General features: G+C 63.3%; 17 protein-coding genes. All 17 read right to left on the minus strand.

Annotated elements, in window-relative coordinates; translation table 11 throughout:
• Positions 1-25: 25 nt before the first annotated feature.
• From BQ8482_RS21860 to tssA, 17 genes are read right to left on the minus strand one after another with little or no spacing between them, the layout of a single operon-like run.
• Positions 26-1,087: a hypothetical protein gene (locus BQ8482_RS21860; RefSeq protein ID WP_123149501.1), complete on the minus strand. Its 1,062-nt coding sequence runs from the start codon at positions 1,085-1,087 to the stop codon at positions 26-28.
• Positions 1,084-2,133, minus strand: a complete 1,050-nt coding sequence (locus BQ8482_RS21865) for a DUF4150 domain-containing protein (RefSeq protein ID WP_123149502.1) — start codon at positions 2,131-2,133, stop codon at positions 1,084-1,086. The genes BQ8482_RS21860 and BQ8482_RS21865 overlap by 4 nt, the downstream gene beginning before the upstream one ends.
• Positions 2,130-3,173 carry a 3-oxoacyl-ACP synthase gene (locus BQ8482_RS21870; protein ID WP_123149503.1) on the minus strand — a complete coding sequence of 348 codons (1,044 nt, stop codon included), beginning with the start codon at positions 3,171-3,173 and terminating at the stop codon, positions 2,130-2,132. The genes BQ8482_RS21865 and BQ8482_RS21870 overlap by 4 nt, the downstream gene beginning before the upstream one ends.
• Positions 3,170-4,273: a DUF2169 family type VI secretion system accessory protein gene (locus tag BQ8482_RS21875; RefSeq protein WP_123149504.1), complete on the minus strand. Its 1,104-nt coding sequence runs from the start codon at positions 4,271-4,273 to the stop codon at positions 3,170-3,172. The genes BQ8482_RS21870 and BQ8482_RS21875 overlap by 4 nt, the downstream gene beginning before the upstream one ends.
• Complete coding sequence (gene tagF, locus BQ8482_RS21880; RefSeq protein WP_244602927.1) at positions 4,273-4,815, minus strand: type VI secretion system-associated protein TagF; 543 nt, start codon at positions 4,813-4,815, stop codon at positions 4,273-4,275. The genes BQ8482_RS21875 and tagF overlap by 1 nt, the downstream gene beginning before the upstream one ends.
• Positions 4,797-8,333 carry a type VI secretion system membrane subunit TssM gene (gene tssM, locus BQ8482_RS21885; protein ID WP_123149506.1) on the minus strand — a complete coding sequence of 1,179 codons (3,537 nt, stop codon included), beginning with the start codon at positions 8,331-8,333 and terminating at the stop codon, positions 4,797-4,799. Before tssM ends, tagF begins: the two co-directional genes overlap by 19 nt.
• Position 8,334: 1 nt before the next feature.
• On the minus strand, positions 8,335-9,657 hold the full coding sequence (icmH, locus tag BQ8482_RS21890) for a type IVB secretion system protein IcmH/DotU (protein ID WP_123149552.1): 1,323 nt from the start codon (positions 9,655-9,657) through the stop codon (positions 8,335-8,337).
• Between the two features lie 4 nt (positions 9,658-9,661).
• A complete protein-coding gene (tssK, locus tag BQ8482_RS21895) occupies positions 9,662-10,996 on the minus strand; it encodes a type VI secretion system baseplate subunit TssK (protein WP_123149553.1) in 1,335 nt (444 codons plus the stop codon).
• A 39-nt stretch (positions 10,997-11,035) separates the two neighbouring features.
• The gene (tssJ, locus tag BQ8482_RS21900) at positions 11,036-11,488 is read right to left on the minus strand and encodes a type VI secretion system lipoprotein TssJ (protein WP_123149507.1); all 453 of its coding nucleotides are present in this window, start codon (positions 11,486-11,488) and stop codon (positions 11,036-11,038) included.
• A 3-nt stretch (positions 11,489-11,491) separates the two neighbouring features.
• Entirely contained in the window at positions 11,492-12,964 is a 1,473-nt protein-coding gene (gene tagH, locus BQ8482_RS21905) for a type VI secretion system-associated FHA domain protein TagH (RefSeq protein ID WP_123149554.1), read from the minus strand.
• A complete protein-coding gene (gene tssG, locus BQ8482_RS21910; RefSeq protein ID WP_123149508.1) occupies positions 12,961-14,028 on the minus strand; it encodes a type VI secretion system baseplate subunit TssG in 1,068 nt (355 codons plus the stop codon). The genes tagH and tssG overlap by 4 nt, the downstream gene beginning before the upstream one ends.
• Entirely contained in the window at positions 13,992-15,866 is a 1,875-nt protein-coding gene (gene tssF / locus BQ8482_RS21915) for a type VI secretion system baseplate subunit TssF (protein ID WP_123149509.1), read from the minus strand. Before tssF ends, tssG begins: the two co-directional genes overlap by 37 nt.
• A gap of 1 nt (position 15,867) precedes the next feature.
• Positions 15,868-16,617, minus strand: coding sequence for a type VI secretion system baseplate subunit TssE (gene tssE / locus BQ8482_RS21920; RefSeq protein ID WP_123149510.1), 750 nt, complete (start codon positions 16,615-16,617; stop codon positions 15,868-15,870).
• On the minus strand, positions 16,604-17,059 hold the full coding sequence (locus tag BQ8482_RS21925) for an Hcp family type VI secretion system effector (RefSeq protein ID WP_023801311.1): 456 nt from the start codon (positions 17,057-17,059) through the stop codon (positions 16,604-16,606). The genes tssE and BQ8482_RS21925 overlap by 14 nt, the downstream gene beginning before the upstream one ends.
• Positions 17,060-17,107: 48 nt before the next feature.
• On the minus strand, positions 17,108-18,613 hold the full coding sequence (gene tssC / locus BQ8482_RS21930) for a type VI secretion system contractile sheath large subunit (protein WP_123149511.1): 1,506 nt from the start codon (positions 18,611-18,613) through the stop codon (positions 17,108-17,110).
• A gap of 3 nt (positions 18,614-18,616) precedes the next feature.
• The gene (gene tssB, locus BQ8482_RS21935) at positions 18,617-19,156 is read right to left on the minus strand and encodes a type VI secretion system contractile sheath small subunit (protein ID WP_123149512.1); all 540 of its coding nucleotides are present in this window, start codon (positions 19,154-19,156) and stop codon (positions 18,617-18,619) included.
• Between the two features lie 6 nt (positions 19,157-19,162).
• Positions 19,163-20,329, minus strand: a complete 1,167-nt coding sequence (tssA, locus tag BQ8482_RS21940; RefSeq protein ID WP_123149555.1) for a type VI secretion system protein TssA — start codon at positions 20,327-20,329, stop codon at positions 19,163-19,165.
• Between the last annotated feature and the right edge of the window lie 11 nt (positions 20,330-20,340).

Consider the following 20,340-nt stretch of genomic DNA (forward strand, 5'->3'; position numbering starts at 1 on the left):
TCGTTAAGCAAGCTGGCGCGCCCGCTTATCCGTCGTGGCGCACTTCTTCCCATACCTCGTCCGGCAGGTCCATGATGACCCAGGCGTTTTGCTGCCGTTTGGCGACCCCCTTGTGATCGAAATACCAGAGCACGCCATCCGCGACATCAATGAGCAACGGGCTCTGCAGTTCGTCCGGCAAGCCAATCTCCTCTTCCAACTGCAAATCCTTGCCGAGGACATGGATCACCGTATCGCCCAGAAGGTGGGGCCGGCCACCGACCAGGCAGATAGAATAGTAATTCTCGGCGAAGCCCGGCTGCGAGAAATCCTCGAAGCCATCGGGATCCCGGCCTGCGACGATCAGACCACCGCCGCCCGCCGCCAGAAAGCGACCGTCCTCTAGCACGATGACATCCTCAAGATAGGTGTTGCCGGGTAGGTCCACGCCTGTCCAGCGGCGTTTATTCCGCACGTACAGGCAGCCGATTTCGCCTGCCAACTGGGTCTCGAAGCGCTCTTTCGCGGCAAGGTATTGTGGCATCGTGCCTGTCTCTGCGATCCGGTCGAGTTCGGCTTGCTCGGCGGCGGTCGGCTCACGGAAGGCAGCGGCGGTGTTGCCGCATGCCGCCCACTCCCCATTCGCGTTTCGCGCCAGGGCCTCGAATGCGTTGTCGCCCAAAGCCTCGTCATCCGAGTCGGCTATTATTGTCCACGCGTCCCGTGTGTCGCGCACATAGACTTGCGAGCCGTATCCGCAGGCAATCAATTCGTCGCCCAATTGCCGAATTTGGCTCATCGAGCCACGGCCCTCTTCGTCGTCGCCGGCGCCCGCCTCCGGAATCTGCTCGCTGGCAAATTGCTGGCCGACGAAGCTGACATCGCCGTCGATGCCGAGGGCCGCGAGCAAGGCCCCGTGACGCCAGCCGTCGAGCCTCGTCAGCCACACGAGCGTCGATTCGAAATGCAAATAGTTCCATTCAGGCATGCCCGGCGCTCGGTGGAGCGTAAGCCTGCTGAACTGCGGCCCGTCCTCGAGCAGGCCGGTCGAAATCGCGAAGCCGTCGACGGACAGCGCACAGGCCGCCCAGATGTCATAGTTGCTCATGATATTGTCGTGTTCAGCATTTTGCTCGCCCCCGCCTTGTTCGGAAGTGTACCTGACGTGCGGCCGACCTGGTTCGGCCCAATGTTTGCGGTCTGCCTGGTTACCGCGGCCTTCGCCTTCGCGATGCACGCGACCGTTGGATTGCCGTTCTTATCCTGCTTGAGGTCGCTGATCGTCTTCTTCGACTCAGCGATAATGTCACCGAGCTTCGCGGTGTTCCAGGTGCCGTTCTTTTTCATGGCCTCAATATGCGTCTTCTTGGCCCCGCCACGCAGATTAGGCGGTACCTTCTGCCCGAGCTTCTTGAGCGCTGCCCGCTCCTTCTTGTGGGTCTTTTTGTGCGCCGACTTGCTGACACAGATGCAGACGCCTTTACCGATCGACGGCGCGTTCTTCACGCGCTCGTCGATGTTCCGCTTCTGCCTGCCGAAGGTCCGCGTGATGGTCGAGGCGCCAGCCGCCCCGGCGGCGATCGCCTGGTCGCGCGTGCCCGTGCGGTAGGCCTTGTCCGGAACGATATGATGCGCCTCGCCGGGAGGCTTCGCGTTCGCGCAGGCAGCGGCGATGTCATCATAGGAACCGACGAGGCAGTCCGCGTCCTGGCCGCGTTTCAGGTCGGCGGCCGCGATCTTCGGCCAGGGCGGCGCATTGCCGACCGGCGAGGCATGGTTATTCGTTGAGATGTCGCTAAACCGGCTGATCGGCTCTCCGTCCATCTTAACGTTGCCGGACCAAGCTTCGGCGTACTCCTTGCCGGTGTTTTGCGAGCTGACGACGCCCTTTTTCGGCGCACACCCCGCCTCGGTCCCCATGGTCTTGGTGTAGTAGGACTGGTTCTTCTGCGTGACGGTCTTGCCGCCGATCTTGACTGTGCTCGTCCCTTTGTCCGTGTCGGTATCCATGCCGAAGCTTGGGTAGGGAATCGGCACGCCGGGCGGCGTGGCCGGCGTCTGCGGCGGCGTGAAGCAGACATCCGGAAAAGCCGCGATCACCTGATTGGTCTGCGCCTTGCAAGCGATCTCGAGCCCATTCGCGAACACGGTCATGCGGCGACCCGCTTCCGCGGCATCCGGCCCGCGGTCAACAGCATCGCACCGCAGGCACCGTCGTCGCCCGAAGACTCGATCAGCACCGGATCGCCTCGGTCGTAGCCTTTCATGGCAGCGGTGATGGCCATGCCAACCGTGATCGGCACGACAGCGGCTCCGACATTCCCAAGACTTTCAGCCGGGCTCCAGAAGTCTTGGAAACCATGATGGCCTCGGACGAGTCGCAGCGAGGCAATCGCTGCCTGCTTGAAGAAATAGCTCTCGCCGATCAGATCCGAAATCCGGTAACCGACATCGCGCATGTGCATCCCCGAGGCGTCCAGAGCCATGCGGTAGGCTGCGGTCATGCCGTTGCCGCGGAGAGGAAGATCGGCAGGGTTGTAGACATAGGCCGGCTCGCGGGCTAGGCCGAGGCCGAGGAGGCGCATGGCGCCGCTGCCTGGTCGGGTGCAGAGGATAGCAGCGGCGGCTTCGCCGGGGATGAAACCATTGGGGTTGTCTGGGGTGAGCAGGCGGCGTTCGGCCAGATAGTGGTCGATCGTCAGTCCCGCCAGGTAGCTGTCGACGCCGCAGATCATCACGTAAGGCACGCTGCGGTCGGCCAGCAGCCGACGGGCCTGGTCGAGTGCGACGTGGCCGGAGGGCCGGCCGTGGGCGACGATTCGCGTTCGGTACGGCGAGGCGATGCCGGTGATCTCGGCGATGCGCGCCGCGAGGCGTGGGGCTTCCGGGGCGAGGCGGCCGGGCCGGTCTTCTTCGGCGAGGCAGAGGATGAGCGCTGCAGTGCCATGTGCCTCGGGAACGGGCTCGAAGGCCTCGAGGATGGCCGCGGCAGCCATGTGGGCCAGCCGCTTCTCTCCTGTGAACTTGCGCGGCAGCGGCACCGGGGCGCCGACCAGCCAGCCGCCGCCGGGGCCGACGAAGCGGGTTTCCTGGAAGCCGTCGAGCTTGGCGCGCATCGCGCCGCATGCCGAGGGGGCGTCGAGACCGACCGCGGTCACCATGCCGATCGAGACGATGTCGAGCTCGAGTGTCATGCCTCCTCGATTTCTTCTTCCGCGTCAGCACCGTTTGCGCGGACATAGGTTCGCCCGGTCGCTCGTGCGCGCAGCATCGATTGCGTCGGCGGCCCGATCCAGCATTCCGAAAAATCGAGGATCGTGCGCTTGAGCCGCTGCTGCAACCGCCAAACCAGCGAGAATCGTCGATTTTCTGGATCGAACAGGATCGTGTCCGGAGACAGTTCACCGTCGAACACCTTGTCCTGCTCCTTGAACAAGGTCATCTGCAACGCCGTCGCCGGCAGGCGGAAAACCTCCTTGCCCATCGGCGTCAGATTGATCAGCTGCACGTCCTCGCCGCCCCTTGGATGATCGATCTGCTGGTCGGGCGGCGCCATCTGGAAGTAGCGCTCGTCGAAATCGTGGGGCAGGAAAGGGAAGACGTTGTCGATCCAGTTCTGGTCATAGGTGCCGCCGTATTCGATGCGGCCCGGCCAGCCGCGGCCGATCGGGCCAAAGCTCATCGGCTTGTAGTCGCCGAAGGGTGAGCGGATGTCTTCGCCGACAGCTTGCGTGTTCGGTAGCCGCAGGCCGGGGATGAGGCGCTGGTTCCTGGTGCGCGACCAGCCGGTGCCGACCGGGTTGTATTTGTAACTTCCCGGCAGCTTGTCCTCCGGATCCAGCTTGTCGACGCCGCCCCAGGCGACGTCATAGGAGATCGGCAGGCGCAGGAAAGGCTGTGGCGCCGTGGTGGTAAACATTGGCCCGATGGCGCGCCATTCGCGGTGGCCGACGACCTCGAACAGTTTCGACCAATTGCCGACCTTGATGCCGACCGGCACGCGCTCGGCTGGTCTGCCGTTTGGTGCGTAAGCACAGCCATTGGCGATGACGTCGCAGCGCGGTTTGCGGAAGGCAAAATCGGTTTCCCACAGTGTGGCGGAATAGCCGGGTTCACCGGTCTGTGTGTCGGCCATGACCAGCGGTACCTGCTCCGCTGATTTCTGCACCGGTCCGCCGGGCGTCGCGGGAAAGTCGAACGTGCCTTTGACCACGACGACGATCCACTCATGACCGGCCTTGTCCATGCCCATGGTGAACTCGTGCGGATACCCCATCTGGTTCCAGATCTGCATCAGCTGGTCTCCCAGCTGGCGGCGAGGATTTGCTCCAGCGTCGCTTGCGGAGCGTGCGGATCAATATCGAAAATGTCGGAGTGCGCGGTCCACATCACCAGGTCGGTAATTATCTCACTGCCCGGCTCTACGGGCGGCACCGGCAGCCCGGCCAGCACTGCATCCAGCTCGTCGGGGGTCAGCTCGCCATGTTGTGCAGCGATGGCGGCCTCTTCGATTCCGGACAACCATGCTTCCGCACGAGCCAACTGGAAGGGAGCCTCGGAGAGTTGCGCGACGACACTCAGCGGAAACTGTCTGCCAACTCTGTCGGCGCTCTGCAGAATAATGCCTGCCGATGGCCCGAACGCAGCCGGACCGGCCAGGAAGCGCAGCGCGTTGGTGCGCGGCCAGGTTTCCGAGCCGATCAGCGGCACGATGTGCTGCGCCAGCCAGCGGTCCCAGACGCGGACAAAATCCCCCGGCAGTCGCCGCGTGACGAAATCGCCGGTGGCAGGCATTTTGCCGTAAAAGCCAGGCAGGATCATATCTGCGGCGGACATGAGAATTTCTTGAACATTTGCAAATTGTAGGGGTTCTCGACGCTTGCCGCCTTAAGCTCGAAATCGGCGTACATGCCTTGCGTGCCCAGTCGCAGGCTGTAGACGTCGGACAACGAGGTGCCGGTGAAGCGGCCGCTGCGCAGCAGCCTCAGCCACGCCCAGCTGCCGGTTTCGTTCAACATGACTTCGGGCGAGCCGTCGATCGGCTGGAAGGCGAGCGAGATGACGCCGGTGCCGTCCTTGCCGGGCCAGGTCATCGGTTGCGGCCGCGTCGCGTTGTTGTAATAGACGAGGTTCTGGCCATCGAGATTGAGCGTCACGCGCGTGACGTTGGGCGACAGGTCCTTCGGTTGCAGCGTGAAGCTCATCACCGGCCCGGTACCGCCTGGAAACAGATCGTCACGGATCCGCCTGGCCTGTTCGAACGCCGCCAGGGCCGCCGCGTCGAGGCCGAAATCGGCGCGCCATTTCCATGGCTGGCTGGCGGTGTCGACATAGCTGATCAGGTGATCGTTGATGAAGGCGTCGATCATCCCGGCCGGCCCGAACAGGCGGGCGAAATCGCGGACATTGACGTCCACCGCGCTTTCGGGGCTGAACGGATAGCGGTCGTTGAGCGCCGCCTGGCAGAACGGCAGGATGTCGGCGCGCCAGATGGCGTTAAGCTCCGAGGTGACCGCCTTCTGGGTCAGGCCGCTGGTGTCGCCGGCGATGCCGCCGAGCCAGTCGTCGACCGGATCGGGCAGGATCTGCGCCTGCCTGGCGACCGCTCCCGTCAGTTCGGCCAGCCCACCCTGCTTCTTGATGGCGTCCTGCGGATCGGGATTGGCCGTGACCGTCTGCAGCACGTTCGAAAGTGCCGTCAGCGCCACCACCGCGGCATCGAGTGCCGGCGGCTGGCCGTCGACCTCGGCGATCGCGCCCTTGAGCGGCTTGAAGTGTTCGGCCACCAGATTGCCGGTAAGGTCCACCTCGTTGGCAGATCCTGCGCGTGGCAGCAGTTTTGCCCCTGTCTTGGCCAGCTTGCCAAGCTTGCCGAGTTTGCTGAGCAGTTTCGAGCCGCCCTTGGCTGCTGCCTTGTTGTCGGCCGGCGCTTCATCGGATCGGGTAAGCTCGGTCTCCTGAACGACCGCCGTAAGCAGGCGCTTCAGCGCGGAGTCGGCACTCGAAAGATCCTTGAGGTTCTCGCTGGCGATATTCAGGTCGGCCAATGGCGCGAGCCTGATATCGCGCAGGATGCTGTCCCATTGCGCGATGTAATCTTCGTAATAGAGTTTCAGGATATCCTCCGACAGCGCCGAAACGGAGGTTTCGGAATTTTCCGAACAGCCTCCGGCAAAGACCGCCCGATCCAGCGCCGCCTGGGCGGCGACATCCTCGATCCGGTCGAGAATGGCATCATGGAAGCCGGAATAGGTGAACGCGCCCGAAATGCCGACGCGCAGCGTCTTGTCGGAACGCCGTGCAAAAACCTTGGCGCCGTTGGGGCCGGCGAAATTCGCCGGGATCCATTCCTTGAGTCCGGCCACCGCCGGGTCGGCCAGCAACTGTCTGTAGGCACGCGCCGGCAGCGAAATCGTGCAAACTGTTTTCAGCGCCTCGGCAACCAGCGCCTGATCCGCGGCGATGTAGCTGTCGTCGACCGCCATGCGACGGATCGCGGCAAGCTGGTGCTCTTCCGCGTCGGCGGTCGGAAAGGGCGCCGCCGGTGCGAATTCTGGCAAATCGTTGACCCACCAGTTCTGGACGAAATCGGCGTCCATCTGCGACAGGCCAGTCATCATGCGATAGGTTTTTAGCGCCCCCAGCATGAAATCCGGATCGCGGATCTGCCGCCACATGGTCGCCTCGAGCAGAGCCACCATGTGCGGCTCGAGGACGTTGCGCAGGGCGTGGTCGTAAGTGTCGGCCTGCGCCCGCAGCAGCTCCGCCGAGGCCGACGGTCCCAGCAGATCCTGGGCACTGCTCGGCGGTGCCGTACGGGCATTTGCGACCTCGGCCATCGCATTGAGCGCGCCATCGATAGCGGGCTGCTCCACCGATGCCGGGCTTGCGGCTGCCGCGGTCATCGGCGCCTGCAGCGCTTCGAACTGGCCCGCCTGCGCTGCGATCGCATTGCGGTTGTCATAGTAGGACCAGGTGAACATCGCACCGGCCAACAGGGCGGCGGCGGCACAGGCTGCCGCGGCGCCACGCCAGATCCAGGCGCGGCGGCGCTGCGCCAGCGGATCGAACGTCCCCAGGCCGGCTTCCCTGAAGATGACCTCGGTCAGCAGGTTCTTCAGGAAAAAGCTGCGTTTTTCAACGCGCGGCGCCGGCATGGCCCGCCGCGGCGGAAGACCGAAAGATGAAGACAGCGCCGCGGTCAGCCGGTCGATGGGCGCCCCTTCCTGGGTCGCCGACGTCAGATAGAGGCCGCGCAGCCAGGCGGCTTCTTCGTAGCGGCTTTCGCCGAACATCGCCTCGACCAGCACCTGGATAGGCTCGGACAAGCTCGTGAGCTGGGCGGGAAATCTGAAAATCTCGGCGCGGGCGGCGAGTTTGTCCTCGTCCTCCAGGCGCGGCACCAGCCGCCTCTCGAGTTCCGTCGCTAGGGTGGCGATTTCCCGCTCTATGGTCTTTGCGTCGACACGCGCATCCAGCGCGAAGGTCGTCCCCCACACCTGCTCGCGCGAGGCCGTCGACAGGCCGCCGAAGAAAGCCTCGAAACCCTTGATCAGATCGGCCTTGGTCAGCATCAGATAGACCGGAAGGCGGATTTCGAGCCGGTCGTTGAGCTCTGCCAGGCGCCGACGGATCTTGCGGCCATGTGCCTTGATGGCTTCGTCGCCCTCGGAAAGCGCATCGATCGACAGCGCGACGATCACGCCGTTGAGCGCCCGGCGGCCGCGATGCTTTTTCAGCAAATCGAGGAAGCCCAGCCATTCCGCTGCATCGACGTCGGGCTGGCTCTCCTGCTGCACATAGCGGCCCGCCGTGTCGATCAGAACTGCGTTCTCGGAGAAAAACCAGTCGCAGTTGCGGGTGCCGCCAACCCCCTGCAGGTCGTCGGTGAGGTCGATGGGAAAGTTCAGGCCGGACTGGCGCAAAGCCGTGGTCTTGCCGGTAGCCGGCGGCCCGACGATCACGTACCAGGGCATCTCGCGCAGGAACTTGCGTCCGCCCAGTTTGCGGCGCTTCAGTTCCGCCATCACCTCGGCGAACTTGGCGCCGACGGCGGCGACGTTCTCTTCGCCGGGACTCAGCGGTTTTTCCACCACGGGCGCAGCGATTTCGGCGACGAACATGCGGTTGGCTCGGATCGCCCGGCGCTGCGCGACGATCAGCCAGATCAGCCAGAAGATGACCAGCAGCGCAATGATGACGATGCGGACATTTTCCGAGGCGAAGGGTTCGTAAGCACCGACCCTGACGATCGGGCCGAACACCCAGATAACCAGAGAAAGCAGCGCGATGCCGATCAGCGTCCACAGCCAGCGCGATGTCAGGACCGCCCAGAGGAAGCGCAGGATGAACATCTCACAGCCTCTTTTCGACCAGCATCTCGACGCGGCGGTTCAAGGCCCGTCCCGCGCGGGTGCTGTCGTCGGCCACTGGATCGGTAGCTGCCCGTCCTTCGAAGCGAATGCGGTCCTGCGGCACACCGTTCTGGACCAGCATCTCGGCAATGGTTGCTGCGCGCGCTTCCGACAGCCGCTGGTTGGTGGAAAGCGGATTGGACCGTTGCAAAGGAACACTGTCGGTATGGCCGACCACTGTGATGTTGCCGATCAGTTCCTGATTGGCGAGGATCACTTTGGCGATTGAACCGATCAGCGGTTCGAAGCCTTCCGTCAGTGTCGGCCGCGACGACTGGAACAGTTCGGGGTTGGAGGCCTGAATGATCAGCCTGGCCAGCGAAACGCTCTCGGTGCCGCTTAGCGCGGCTCTGAGATTGGCCGGCGCTCCGGCCTGAAACTCCGGCACCAGCGCGAAATCCACTGCCTCCGGCGGCGGCGCGTCGACCGGTGGCGATGTGCGGCTGATTTCGCCGCGCGTTGGCGGCGGCAAAGCACGAACAAGCGTGGAAAGCTCGACCGCCTGACTGCTCAGTCCCATCGACAGGCCGAGATAGATTGCTGTGGCGATAACCGCCGCACCGAGCCCCATCACCCAGATCGGAACGATGAAGCGCTGCGGCTCGTCGGATGCGATCACGCCTTTCCAGTTCGGCGACAGCGGCGCGCCGTCGGCGTCGGCATCGCGCAGAAAGCGCGCCGCAGCAACGCGAACGGCATTGATCGAGCGGTCGCCCGACCGGCCCGGAACACGATATTTGCCGCGGAAGCCGAGCGCCAGGCAATGATATTGCAGTTCGAGCAGCTCGCGATCCCGGTTCGGGTGGCGCTCCAGTTCGTCGAGACGCGTGAAGAACTGCGTGCCGGCATCGACATCGCCTCGAAGCATCACCAGGAGCGGCTGGCGCGGCCATGCGCTGGCGCCGCCCCATGGCGTGTTCAGGGCCAGATCATCAAGCAATGCCGCCACCACCCAGGCTGCTTGATCCGCGCGCTCCAGAGACGACCCCGCCGCCATTGCCGCGTCACGTGCCCGAACCAGCTCATCGAGCAATCGGGTGCGCAACGCTTCCGGGTTTTCCGGCGGCAGCGCGCTTTCAAGCTCGGGCGCGAATTCGAGCAGGGGCGCGAATGCGTTGACAAGCGTGTTCGGATGCGTACGCGACCGTTTGATTGGCACACCCGACAGGAGTGGCGTCATCGGTCGCGGCATCGGCGCGCCGGTCAGTCGTATGCGAGTGCGTTCGCGATCCTCCGACAATCCGAAAGGATCATCCCGGCTCATCATCTCACCTGTTTACCGAATAGCAGTCGACCTGCGGCTCGCTCGGCAGTACACCCGACACGCCGATGACGAAGCCGGGGGCATCGAGCAGCGAGGCCCAGTGCTCGCTTTTCTGATCCAGCTCAAGGCACAGCCGATCGCCATCGTAGGGGATTTCGCGGGGCTGGGAATGAAGCGGTTTCAGCGGAATGCCGGGTAGACGGGATTTCCACAGGCCCTCGAACTGATCGGCCGAACCGACAGTCGCCTGGTTGACGAAAATCTTGCGCAAGGCGTCTTCCGACAGCTCGGAGCCGACCCGGATGACGATCCGGCTGGCCACCAGCAGCTTCGGGTTGTCGATGCGGATTTTCCAGACATTGGTCGAATGCCGCATGACGGGCAGTGCGCGTGATTTAGGCTCGATGTAACGCAGGCTCAGGATGAGTGAGCGCAAGGCGTCCGCCAGCGCCGAATAGGCGGGGCCGGGCGCCATATGATCGTAGGCCGGCAATTCGCTCAGCCGTCGCGCACTCGAGCCATAGGTCGCCATTGAACCGGCAAGACCGGCAAGCTCCAGGTAAAGCTCGGCCGGATGGAAAACATCCTGCGCCAACATGTGGGCCAGTCGCGGACGCGCCGCATTGGCGAGATTGAGTATCAACAGGTCTTCGACGCTGCGCCCTGGCCCGCCCATGACCATTTTGCCATGCGCCTCGGCGATTTGATCGAGGCCGGTGACAACTTCCAGAAGCAACTGCCGGTACCAGGCCACCGCTCCGGTAACCAGTGTCGGCGGCAGGAACGTCTCATCCAGGGAGACGCCGCCGTCGGCTCGTACCCCTTTGATGTCGGCTATCGGCAGGGCGGTGTAGCCGCCAACCGATTTTCCGGGTGCAAGCAGCAGCGCCTGCGGACGGGCGATTTCGATTTCTTCGGGATCCGAACCGCCCTGGACGGCGTCGCGGACGGAAACGATGCGCCCATGATAGCGCGCGCCGGTGGATGCGGCGTGCGCCGGATCGAAGCCGATACCGCCGGCAGGCTCGAGCGGCAGGGCGACCAGCACCGGTCCGGCGCCCGTATCGGCGGTGACCGGCAGCGGTCGTGGCGCGTCCATCAGGTCAGGGATGGAGAAGGGGGTTCCATCCGGAAAGATGCCTCGTGCCGACAGGATGGAGACCTGGCCGGCATCAAGCATTGCCTGGTCCAGCGACAGCTGCTGAAAGCCGAACGTATGGAGCTGCCCGGCCTGCAACGCGCCGCGCACAGTCGCCTCGAAAAAGCGATCCTGCTGCTGAAAATGCTGGGTCCGGAGAAACAGGCCTTCGGACCACAGCACCCTGTTTGCATCGCTCATGCCGCTACTTCCTGCATCGAGCACCCCTTGCCCTGGCCGCTAGGCGGAAATACCGCCGCTGCCAAGCGTGACGTTGACGGTTACTTTTGACCCCGGCGACACCGACTTGGTTGTACGCCAGGTCCGGCCGCCAGGCTCGCGAACGAGGGCAACGAAGCCCAGCGCAGCCGCGTCCGGCTCGACCGTGATGGTTTTGGATGCGGTTTTTCCAGGTCCGATGGAGATCTGGTCGGATCCAATGAGATCGCCTCCGAGTGCGGAGCCGGCATCCCCCTGCAGCGCGAAATAATCGGCCGAGTTGAATTTACCGGTGCTGCGCAGCCGCATCACGAGGACCGTCACGGGCCGGTCGCCGCCACCTGGTCCGGGGTTCATGCCGGCCGCGCCGGTCAGGTTGACGGTGACCGCGGATGGTTTTGGCGGACCGCTCTGGCAAGCCGCAAGCAGCCCGGTTGCGCCCAGGGCAACGATAAATTCACGGCGATCGATCATGTTTCACTCCTCCTCATATGCGTCCCGAAAATCAGCGCCGATTTCGCCGAGGAAGCTCGATTCCGCACTCTGGGCGATTTCACGATGACGTTTCTGGTATAGCTCCCACAGCTTGGCGCTGCGCCCGCCCGAAAGCAGGGTGCCGATCGCGGAACTCGACTTGAGCTCTTCCTCGATCGCTGCCGGGTCAAAACGATCAATCATTCGCCGCAAGGCCGACTGCACGCCTCGCCAGGCGCGCACGTGATGTTGTGCGAGATCGCGGACCGCGTCGGCGATTGCCGCTTCACCGGCCAGAAATCCGGGGCTGCGCTCCGCGATAAGGGTCACGATGGCGTCGTCGACCGTCGGCAGAAACTTGAGCGGATTGACTTCAGAGGCCCCCACTACCGTCTGGGCGACGCGAGCGTTTCCCTTTTCCTCGGCTCGCTTGCGCAGCAGCTGCATCAGACCTTCCATCATGCGCCGGTACTCGCGACCGAATTTCTCCATTTCCGCGACGCTGTCGCGTCCGGGAAAATCGGCTTCCTCAATGCCCATGCCACGCAAGAACGCGGTGCGAAGCGCCGTGTTCGCCTGTTGCGCCGCTGCCAGGGAGGGGGCGGGTTTGGGCGCAGCGCTAGCACGTGGCGGAGAAGGGATACCTGCCGCCTGGCCAGGCAAATCCCACGGATTGGCCGACTGCGGCCTTCCGGCGATGTGTTGGCGTTGACCGGTCGAGCCGGCGCCGTTTCTCAAATCGGGCGATGCGGCCGGCCCGAAACCGAAATCGTCATCGAATCCGGATGACCTTCCTGGAACGGGCTGGCCTGGAACCGGCTCGCTTGCACCGGAAGGCGTCGGATCGAGGCTGAAGGGATCTGCGGGGCCCGACCCACCACGTGGTTCGGAATAGCTAGGGCCATTCGGTGTGGGCGTTGATACCGGGTCGAGACTGAACGGGTCGTCGAAGGCAGGCGAACTGCGCTGGTTGGCGCGCTCGAACGCTCCTGGAATCGGCTGCTCGAACGGGTTCGGCAGATCGGCGGGGCGCGGTCGTCGCGGCTCTTCCTCGACCGCGGCTGAAAAGAAATCATCGCGGCCTATGCTTACCGGCGCTCGTGATGCCTGTGGCGACGGTTCCGCGAACGATTGGCTGGCTGCCGGTGCTTGAGCGGCCGGCGTCTGCAGATCGACGCATACGATGTAGTCGCCCAGCCTCAGCCGCATGCCGTTTTGAAGACGGACCGAGGTGCCAGCGCCGAGCGGGCTGTCGGAGTCGTTTATGAACAAGCCGCTGCTTGATGTGTCGGTGACGAAATATCCATCCCGCCCGCCGGTGATCCTGCAATGGGCGCGCGAAACGAACATGTCGGGATCGTCGATCTGCCAGCCCGCGTCCGCGCTACGGCCGATCACCAGTTCACCCTCGTCCAGCCGGGTCTGCCGTACCGCCTGGGTGCGTGGTCCGTGCTCCAGCGTCAGCAGCAGACTCATGCCGCGACCTCCGCCATTTCCGGCCGCCATCCGACAATTGTCCGCAGCCGCATGTCGTCAGCATCGCCCCTTTCAGCGGGCCGCGCAAGCCAGGTGGTTCGGCCGAGCTGTACCGCTCCAATACGGGGCGGCGGCACCGCTTCACGCGCGAGCACGATCCGCAGATCGACGTCGAGCGATTCCCCGACCATGTCGCGAACCGCCTGCTTGAACATCTTCAGACGTTGACCGCCCGGCAGGAACGCCTTGAATTCCTCATACCCGAGCGGGCCGACGCGGAGTTCGATCCTGCTTTGGCGGCTGAAAACGCGCGGGCCTATCGTCGCCCCGCGACCCAGCACTGCGTAAGCTTGGGCAAGTCGGGTCTGGAGCGTCGCAGGTATGGTCATCCAGGCGGCAACGAACTCCTTGATCTGTACCGGCACCTTGAACGCTTCCGCCAGGAACAGCGTCAGCCGCTCCGGACCGTCGACCTGGCTGGCGAGCGACGCCGCCTGGCTAAGCTTCACGGCGTCGAGATCGGGATTGTGGGTGCCGGGAAGTCCGATTCCCGCGATGGCTTCAAGCATGGCTCTTACCCGGCCGCCGACCGCACGTTCGACCTGTACCGCCGGATGCGCGTCGGCCCAGGCCCGATAGTACAGGGCGATCATGCGGTGCTGGAGAATATTGACGAAGTCCACGAACGTCGTGTCGCTGGTCTGCCGTGCGTCAGCGCCGGTGAACCAGCGCTGCGACAGACGATCGAGCACCCAACGTGTCAAATGAAGCGGCATCGGGCCTTCCGGTCCCATCAGCCCGAGATTTGCAACGGTAACCCGGGCCGGCGTCTTGTCCTTCGCTTGGCGGAACGCAACCACGTCCTTGGCGGAAAAGCTAAGACGCACATGCTGCCCCAGCCTTGCCGGCTCGCGATCCGCATGGCCGGAATAGCCGAACAGCCCGCCCCTGTGTTCGAGCCGGCGCAACAGTTCGAAAAAGTCGAACGTATCATCCAGCTCTTCGACCCGGTCCAGGTCGAATTTGTCTAGATCAGGTAGCGATTGCCGGGCGTCATCGGCCATGGCACATCCTCCTGCTTCTGCAGCAGCCGCGTGCGGGTCCGCACAAAGCCGTTTATTCCGGCGTGACGGGCAAACAGCCGTGCAAGCAAGGCTGAAAGCAGCAATGTGCTTTGCCCTGCCAGGACCGACTGGTCCACATGCAATGTCACTTCCGTGCCTCGTCCAAAGCACATCGGCCCATCGATCTGCAGCCGTTCGATGACGGACCGCGAGTCGATGCGAACGATCGAGTGCACATTGCGGGCGAGGCTCGGATCTCCCCGGTCGGCATAAAGATCGAGCAGCGCATGCAGCGGATCGATACCGCGGCCTTCCTTGGCGAGGCTGAGAAAGTTGAGCGCCAGCTGCGCCACCAGCCGCCAGGCAAGATTGTCCGCGCGGGATTCGCCCTCGGCGCCCGCCGGCAGCGCGGCCGGGATAGCCGGCTGGGGCGGGCGCAACGCACCGATAAGCCGGACCGTTTCGACCGGATCGCCTGTCTCCAGCGTCAACGTAGGGTTGTCGTCGAGGATCGGCAGATCGCGGTTGGTGCAAAGCGCCATGATGTCGAGACGCTTCAGCGGCCGGTTCGTCGGGCTTCCGACCGGCCGTGAAACCGATAGGAAAACGTCGTCTCCGGTGTATGAGGTGCGGGTCAACCCATCGCGCCGTTCATCTTCGGTGGCCCGGCGAGGGCGCCGTTCGGTGGAATAGACCCAGCCATTGCTGCGGTTTTGCCCCAGACTGAAGAGCTCCGGAATTTCGGCGTCGGGGCCCTCAGCGTCGGCGTCCTCGACGTGGGTCACCCGATAGATTTCGAAGTCCCGCGCCCGCGTGCGGTCGGCATGCAGCACTTGCCGCGTTCTGCGCGGATCAAGCTCGATGACGTTGCAGTCACGCTCGAAGAGGTTGATGATCGGCGTCGCAAAAAGTTCGAAATCCGCCGGCGTCACATCGGCAAGTTCGGGTACCGGACGCCGGAACATGAAGATGATCTCGACCCCGGCCTCGCATCGGCGCACGACCGATTGCAGTCCTGAAACCCGCACGTAGTGAAAGCGCTCGGGCATCATGAAATATTCGCGCAGCAGACGGTACCCTTCGAATGTCGGACGGGTTCGAGGCATCAACGCCTCGTCGTCGCTGATGCCGACCATTTCGGGGCCTGGCAAAGGCGCTAGCGGATTGGCCTTGCCCTCGGCTCGTGCACCTACGGCCGAGCAGGCGCCGAAAATCGCGTCGAACAGCAATGGCGCTTTGGTGCGCCCGGCAAAATAGAAATCAAGCCGGTCAAGCGCCAATTCGTCGAGCTTGCCTTTTCCGGCCCGACCCAGCGTGATACGCAGCGCCGCCTCGCCGCCAACGCCGCCGATCGGTGTTATGCCGGCCGCTGCCAACCCGCTGCGATCCTGGAAATAGCTGACCGACGTAATGGTTATCGGCCACAGGGTCATTTCCTGCGCGGTGGTGAATGTGCAGCGCGTCGACAGGCCGGGTTGCAGACTGGACACCAGCCGCGTGTTCCGCTTGACGACATGGCCGGCAATCATCGACTGGACCTGCTGGCCGGGTTTCAGCACTGCCATCGCCGTTGCCGGCGCCGGCGTAACCAGATCGGGATAGAGGACATCCAGGACGCTGCGTGAAAACCGCGAACGCTCGGCATCGACTTTCAACCGGGTGCGCGCAGCGAGGAAAGCGACGCCGTCAAGCAGCCGCTCGACATACGGATCCGGGCACGGAACCGTATCCAGCGAAAGATTGCGCGCCACCGCCGGATGCATGTCGGCGAATTCCGCCGCGAGTCCGCGGATATGGGTCAGTTCCTCCTCGTAATATTCTACGAAGACCCGATCCATCTCAGCTGTCCCTGAATTCGGTCCGCGCCAGGCCGTTATCGAGATTGATCGTGGTGCGCAGGCGCATGCGTTCCGGCGTCGGCGTCATGATCAGCACAGCGTCTATCTCGATCTTCAGGCCGACACTTTTGTCACCAAGGGTCACCGTTACCTTGGTTGCGCTTTCCTTGAGACGGGGCTCGAACGCGGCAAGGACCGTGCGGATCTCGCGCGCCAGGATCTCGCGATCAAAGTCGCGGGACGAACGGCCCGAAAAGGAAGGCACGCCGTAATTGACCACACTTCGGCGCACCTCCGGAAAATCGGCCAGCGATGGCGGATTGTCTGCAGCCTGTTCGCTTTCGAAATCGGAAAGAAGCGGAACAGCTTCGAAACGCTCGGTGTTGAATAAGGCCTCGATGTCGCGCCGCACTGCCTCCCTGAGGACGCGGGCCGATACGACCACGCCGCGGCTTTCGATCTCCGCCCGGTTTTGGATCTGGAAGGCCAGGCGTTGCAGACGCCGCTTCTGGTCGGATGTCAGCTCGGCGTCGGCATCGATAAGCCGCGTGCTCCCCGCAAGGAGCGTATCCAGCCGGTCCGCGCCAAGTTCGTCCTGTAAGGCCTGGCGCAGCCCGTCGATCTCGGAGGTCACGCCCGGCAGGTCGTTGACGAGGCGGTCCCAAAGAGAGGGCTGGACCGCCTCGCGCTTCGCTCGCGAACTGCCGGTAAGCTTGTCCGCGCCGGGCCGCCGCGCCTCACTTGCCGACATAGACATCCATTTCGATTTCGTCATCCTTGTCATAGACGAACTTGATCTTCTTGTAGGCGAAGCTGACCTCCTCCTCGATCAGGTCTTCCTCGTCCTCGGCCTGCGACATGTCGTATTCCATGATCGAGGCGTCGGTCAGGGTGACGACCAGATAGTCGCTGGTCTCGCCATCGATGGTCCGGCGGGCGGAGAACACGACTTCGTCCAGCGCCTTGTTGTCGAACAGCGCCTTTTTCAGATAGGGCGAGGACTTGTCGTAGTGCTTGGTGAACTTGATCATCCCCAGGGACACACGACCGCGGCGTGAAAGCGAATTCGGATCGTACGGCGCGATTATCTTGTAATCGACCCCATGGACTTCGATTTCATCCTCGTGGCCGTCTCGAACGCTTGGACCTTTGATATCCGGAACCTTTAGAAAACCATCAATTTTCACTGGCATTGTCTTTCTCCACCGCTTTTAAACAGAACAAGGTGTGGTTGCTGCGAATCAAGTCTTCACGGACGGTAGTTCCGACACCAGCCGGAGCGAGGCGTTGATGCCTTCCAGCTGGTAGTGCGGACGCAGATAGAAGCGGGCATTGTAATAGCCCGGCCGCCCCTCCACGCTGTCGACCTGGACCTCGGCCGCGGCAAGCGGGCGCTTGGCGCGCGCCTTGTCGTCGGCGAAGGCCGGGTTGGCCAGCACGTAGCGGTTGATCCACTCGGTCAACCAGATCTGCATGTCGGAGCGCTCCTTGAACGACCCGATCTTGTCGCGCGCAATGGCCTTCAGGTAGTGCGCAAAGCGTGAAACCGGGAAAAGATAGGGCAGGTTGGCGCTCAGCCGTTCATTTGACTGGGCGTCGGGATCGACCAGCCGCCCGGCGCGCGTCTCGTCGTCCTGCAGCGAATGCGCACCGATAAAGGCTGCGAGATCGGTGTTCTTGCGGTGCAGGATGGGCATCAGGCCGAGCTTGGCCAGTTCCGCCTCGCGCCGGTCGTCGATGGCAACTTCCGTCGGGCATTTCATCGCGATCGATCCGTCGTCGGTGGGGAAGGAGTGCACCGGCAGGTTGATCACTGTGCCGCCGTTCTCGACGCCGCGGATCTGCGTGCCCCAGCCATAGAGCTTGTGGCTGCGGTTTATGTTGACGCCCATCGGGAAGGCGGCGTTCATCCAGACATATTTGTTGTGATCGGCCTGCACTTCTTCCTCGAAAGTGAAGCCCTTCACCGGAACGGTTTCCGAGCCATACGGCAGTCGCGCCAGAACACGTGGCATGGTCAGGCCGATGTAGCGCGCGTCCTCGCTCTCGCGCAGCGATTGCCACGAGGCATAGGCCGGATTCGAGACGATCATCTGCAGGTCCTGCGGGTTCGGCAGTTCCTGCCAGCTGTCCATGCGGAACAGCCGCGGGTCGGCGGCTGCGATGAACGGCGTATGCGCGGAGGCACAGATGCCCGAGATGTTGCGCAACAGGCCGACGTCACGCGGATGGTTCGAGAATTCGTAGGCGCCGATCAGGCAGCCGATCGGCTCGCCACCCAGCATCGAATACTCGTCCGTATAGACCTTCTTGAAGATCGGGCTTTGATCCCACATCTGGCCTTCGTAGTCTTCAAGCGTGTCGGCAAGCTGAACCTTGGAAATGTTCATCACCCGGATCTTCAGCTTCTGATCCGTCTCGGTATTGTTGACGAGATACCACAGGCCGCGCCATGTGCCTTCCATTTCGCGCACTTCCGGCGCATGCAGAATCTCGTTCACCTGGGTAGTCAGCATCTTGTCGATGCCTGATATCAGCGACTTGATCGACTTGATCGCGTTGGACGAGATGGTCGTGGTATCGGAGCGGGACTGCGCCGCGAGCGCAAGATTGCGCACGAGTTGCTGCAGCTTCTCGCTGTCGTCCTTCTTGACCTTGAAATCCTTCTCGAGGAGCCCGCTGAATTCTCCGAGGTCGATGGCTTCCGCCTCAGCGGCAACGGCTGCGGTTTTTTGTTGTTCGGCCATGATTTACTCCTGAACCTTGTCGTCGTCGGATAATGCCTGGTTGGCGATCTTGCCGAGAAGCGGCTCGTTGTTCAGAAGTTGCGCTATGCGCTTTTCGGCGTCGACACGGCCGTCCATGAAGCCGAGCAGTTCCTCGAGCTGACGACGCATCTTGAGGATTTCGGCCAATTGTGGAACTTGCTCGGCGATCTTGTCCGGCGCGAAATCACCCATTTTGGTGAAGGTGAGGTCAAGCGCCAGTTCCTCGTCCCGTTCGGCGCCTTCAGCCTGGGGTAGTGTATTCTTCACTCGGGCTTTCACGCGTGGCCCGAGCGCCTCCATGAACTTGGGGAAGCGGTTGGCGTCGGTCTCGACAAAGGCGCGGTCCAGCACCGATTTCGACGCTTCCCTGGTCTGTGAAGCGCCGGAGAGGTCGGCCATCACACCCATGACAAACGGCAGTTCGATCGTCGTCGGGCTGCCGTAGGTCTCCACGTCATAGGCGATCTGCACGCGCGGTGCGCGATTTCGTTCGATGACCTTCGCTTTGCTTTCGGCTGCCATGGCTTGTTACCTTTCATCCTTCTGGGCCGTCTTCTTGGCATCGGGAACGCCGGCAAGAAGCCGGAATTCCTTCAGCCCCGACGGGGCGAGATCTTCCATCAGTTCAACAAAATCCATATGCACCATCCGGCGCACGCGGCGAGCGAGGTGCGGGATCGGGCTCGACGGTTCGGTGCGGTCATAGAAGGCGACGACGAGGTCGAGGCATTTGACGACGTCGTCGCGCGAGGAAATCCGGTCGGGTAGGCTGCCGGCGGGCTCCGCGTAGCTTGCCACACTTGCCATAGGATCGGCTCCATGACCGTTTCGAGCAGGCGTTGCCGGTTCCGCAGGCGCCGAAACTGGCTTCGCGGCGCCATTCGCGGTGGCCCCGGCGGCCGAGTTTCGTTCGAGGGTCGTCAGTACACGCTGCAGAAACCGTTTCAATTCCGGAGCGGTGGCGCCACCTTCGACGCGAGCGTTGAGGGCGGCCTCGACCGCATCGAGAGCCGCGATCGCGGCGCGGGCGTCGGCGATGAGCGACGTCATCTCCGCGCCGGCCTGATCGATCTGTGTCGCGCATGCGCTGCGCACCCGGTTCAACAGTTGGCTGTGCGCGCTCGCCAGCGCTGCCTTTTCGGCCGCGTTCAGCCCCGAGGCAGCCTCCGCCAGCATGACGCGCTCTTCAAGGGAGCCCTTCTCCAGGTCCTCGCCGAGGACCGGCCCGATGGCGCGCGGCGCGAAAAACGTCATTTTCCGCAGGTCCTTGAGCAGGCCATCCTGGCTGTTCTGAAGGTCAGTCAGCGCATTGATGCGGCGCAAGGCGGCGTCGCGTGGCGTGGCACCGGACCGCAGGGCCGGATGCATGGTTTCCCAATGCTGATCGAAGGTTTGCACGATGAGGGTCAGGCCGTGAGTCAGCCCGGCAAGCCGATGCTCGTTGGCCAGAGCACGCGTGACGATGACGAGGAGGCGCAGGTCCCGGCCGTGCGTACGCAGCTCTTCGGCCTTGGCGAGCACCGCGGGCCAGTCGATCGGAACATCGACTTCCGACTTGTCGTTGCCTTGATACTCGACCTTTTTTTGCTGTTCCGTGAGACGCTCCAGCTCATGAAAGGCTGGATCGTTGCGCAAGTCTTCCCCTGACGGATTTTCACCGTCCAGCGGATTCAGCCAGAGTGCGAGATCGATCACACCATCCCCCA

The sequence above is a fragment of the Mesorhizobium delmotii genome, assembly GCF_900149755.1.
GTDB classification, from domain to species: Bacteria; Pseudomonadota; Alphaproteobacteria; order Rhizobiales; family Rhizobiaceae; genus Mesorhizobium; species Mesorhizobium delmotii.

Bases quoted from the DNA above. Each gene is read 5' to 3' on its own strand.
- BQ8482_RS21860 (WP_123149501.1), bottom strand. From the start codon at position 1,087: ATGAGCAACTATGACATCTGGGCGGCCTGTGCGCTGTCCGTCGACGGC.
- tssJ (WP_123149507.1), bottom strand. From the start codon at position 11,488: ATGATCGATCGCCGTGAATTTATCGTTGCCCTGGGCGCAACCGGGCTG.
- tssF (WP_123149509.1), bottom strand. From the start codon at position 15,866: ATGGATCGGGTCTTCGTAGAATATTACGAGGAGGAACTGACCCATATC.
- BQ8482_RS21925 (WP_023801311.1), bottom strand. From the start codon at position 17,059: ATGCCAGTGAAAATTGATGGTTTTCTAAAGGTTCCGGATATCAAAGGT.
- tssM (WP_123149506.1), bottom strand. From the start codon at position 8,333: ATGTTCATCCTGCGCTTCCTCTGGGCGGTCCTGACATCGCGCTGGCTG.
- BQ8482_RS21875 (WP_123149504.1), bottom strand. From the start codon at position 4,273: ATGCAGATCTGGAACCAGATGGGGTATCCGCACGAGTTCACCATGGGC.
- tssK (WP_123149553.1), bottom strand. From the start codon at position 10,996: ATGAGCGATGCAAACAGGGTGCTGTGGTCCGAAGGCCTGTTTCTCCGG.
- tssC (WP_123149511.1), bottom strand. From the start codon at position 18,613: ATGGCCGAACAACAAAAAACCGCAGCCGTTGCCGCTGAGGCGGAAGCC.
- BQ8482_RS21865 (WP_123149502.1), bottom strand. From the start codon at position 2,133: ATGACCGTGTTCGCGAATGGGCTCGAGATCGCTTGCAAGGCGCAGACC.
- tagH (WP_123149554.1), bottom strand. From the start codon at position 12,964: ATGAGTCTGCTGCTGACGCTGGAGCACGGACCACGCACCCAGGCGGTA.
- tssE (WP_123149510.1), bottom strand. From the start codon at position 16,617: ATGTCGGCAAGTGAGGCGCGGCGGCCCGGCGCGGACAAGCTTACCGGC.
- icmH (WP_123149552.1), bottom strand. From the start codon at position 9,657: ATGAGCCGGGATGATCCTTTCGGATTGTCGGAGGATCGCGAACGCACT.
- tssB (WP_123149512.1), bottom strand. From the start codon at position 19,156: ATGGCAGCCGAAAGCAAAGCGAAGGTCATCGAACGAAATCGCGCACCG.
- tssG (WP_123149508.1), bottom strand. From the start codon at position 14,028: ATGGCCGATGACGCCCGGCAATCGCTACCTGATCTAGACAAATTCGAC.
- tagF (WP_244602927.1), bottom strand. From the start codon at position 4,815: ATGTCCGCCGCAGATATGATCCTGCCTGGCTTTTACGGCAAAATGCCT.
- BQ8482_RS21870 (WP_123149503.1), bottom strand. From the start codon at position 3,173: ATGACACTCGAGCTCGACATCGTCTCGATCGGCATGGTGACCGCGGTC.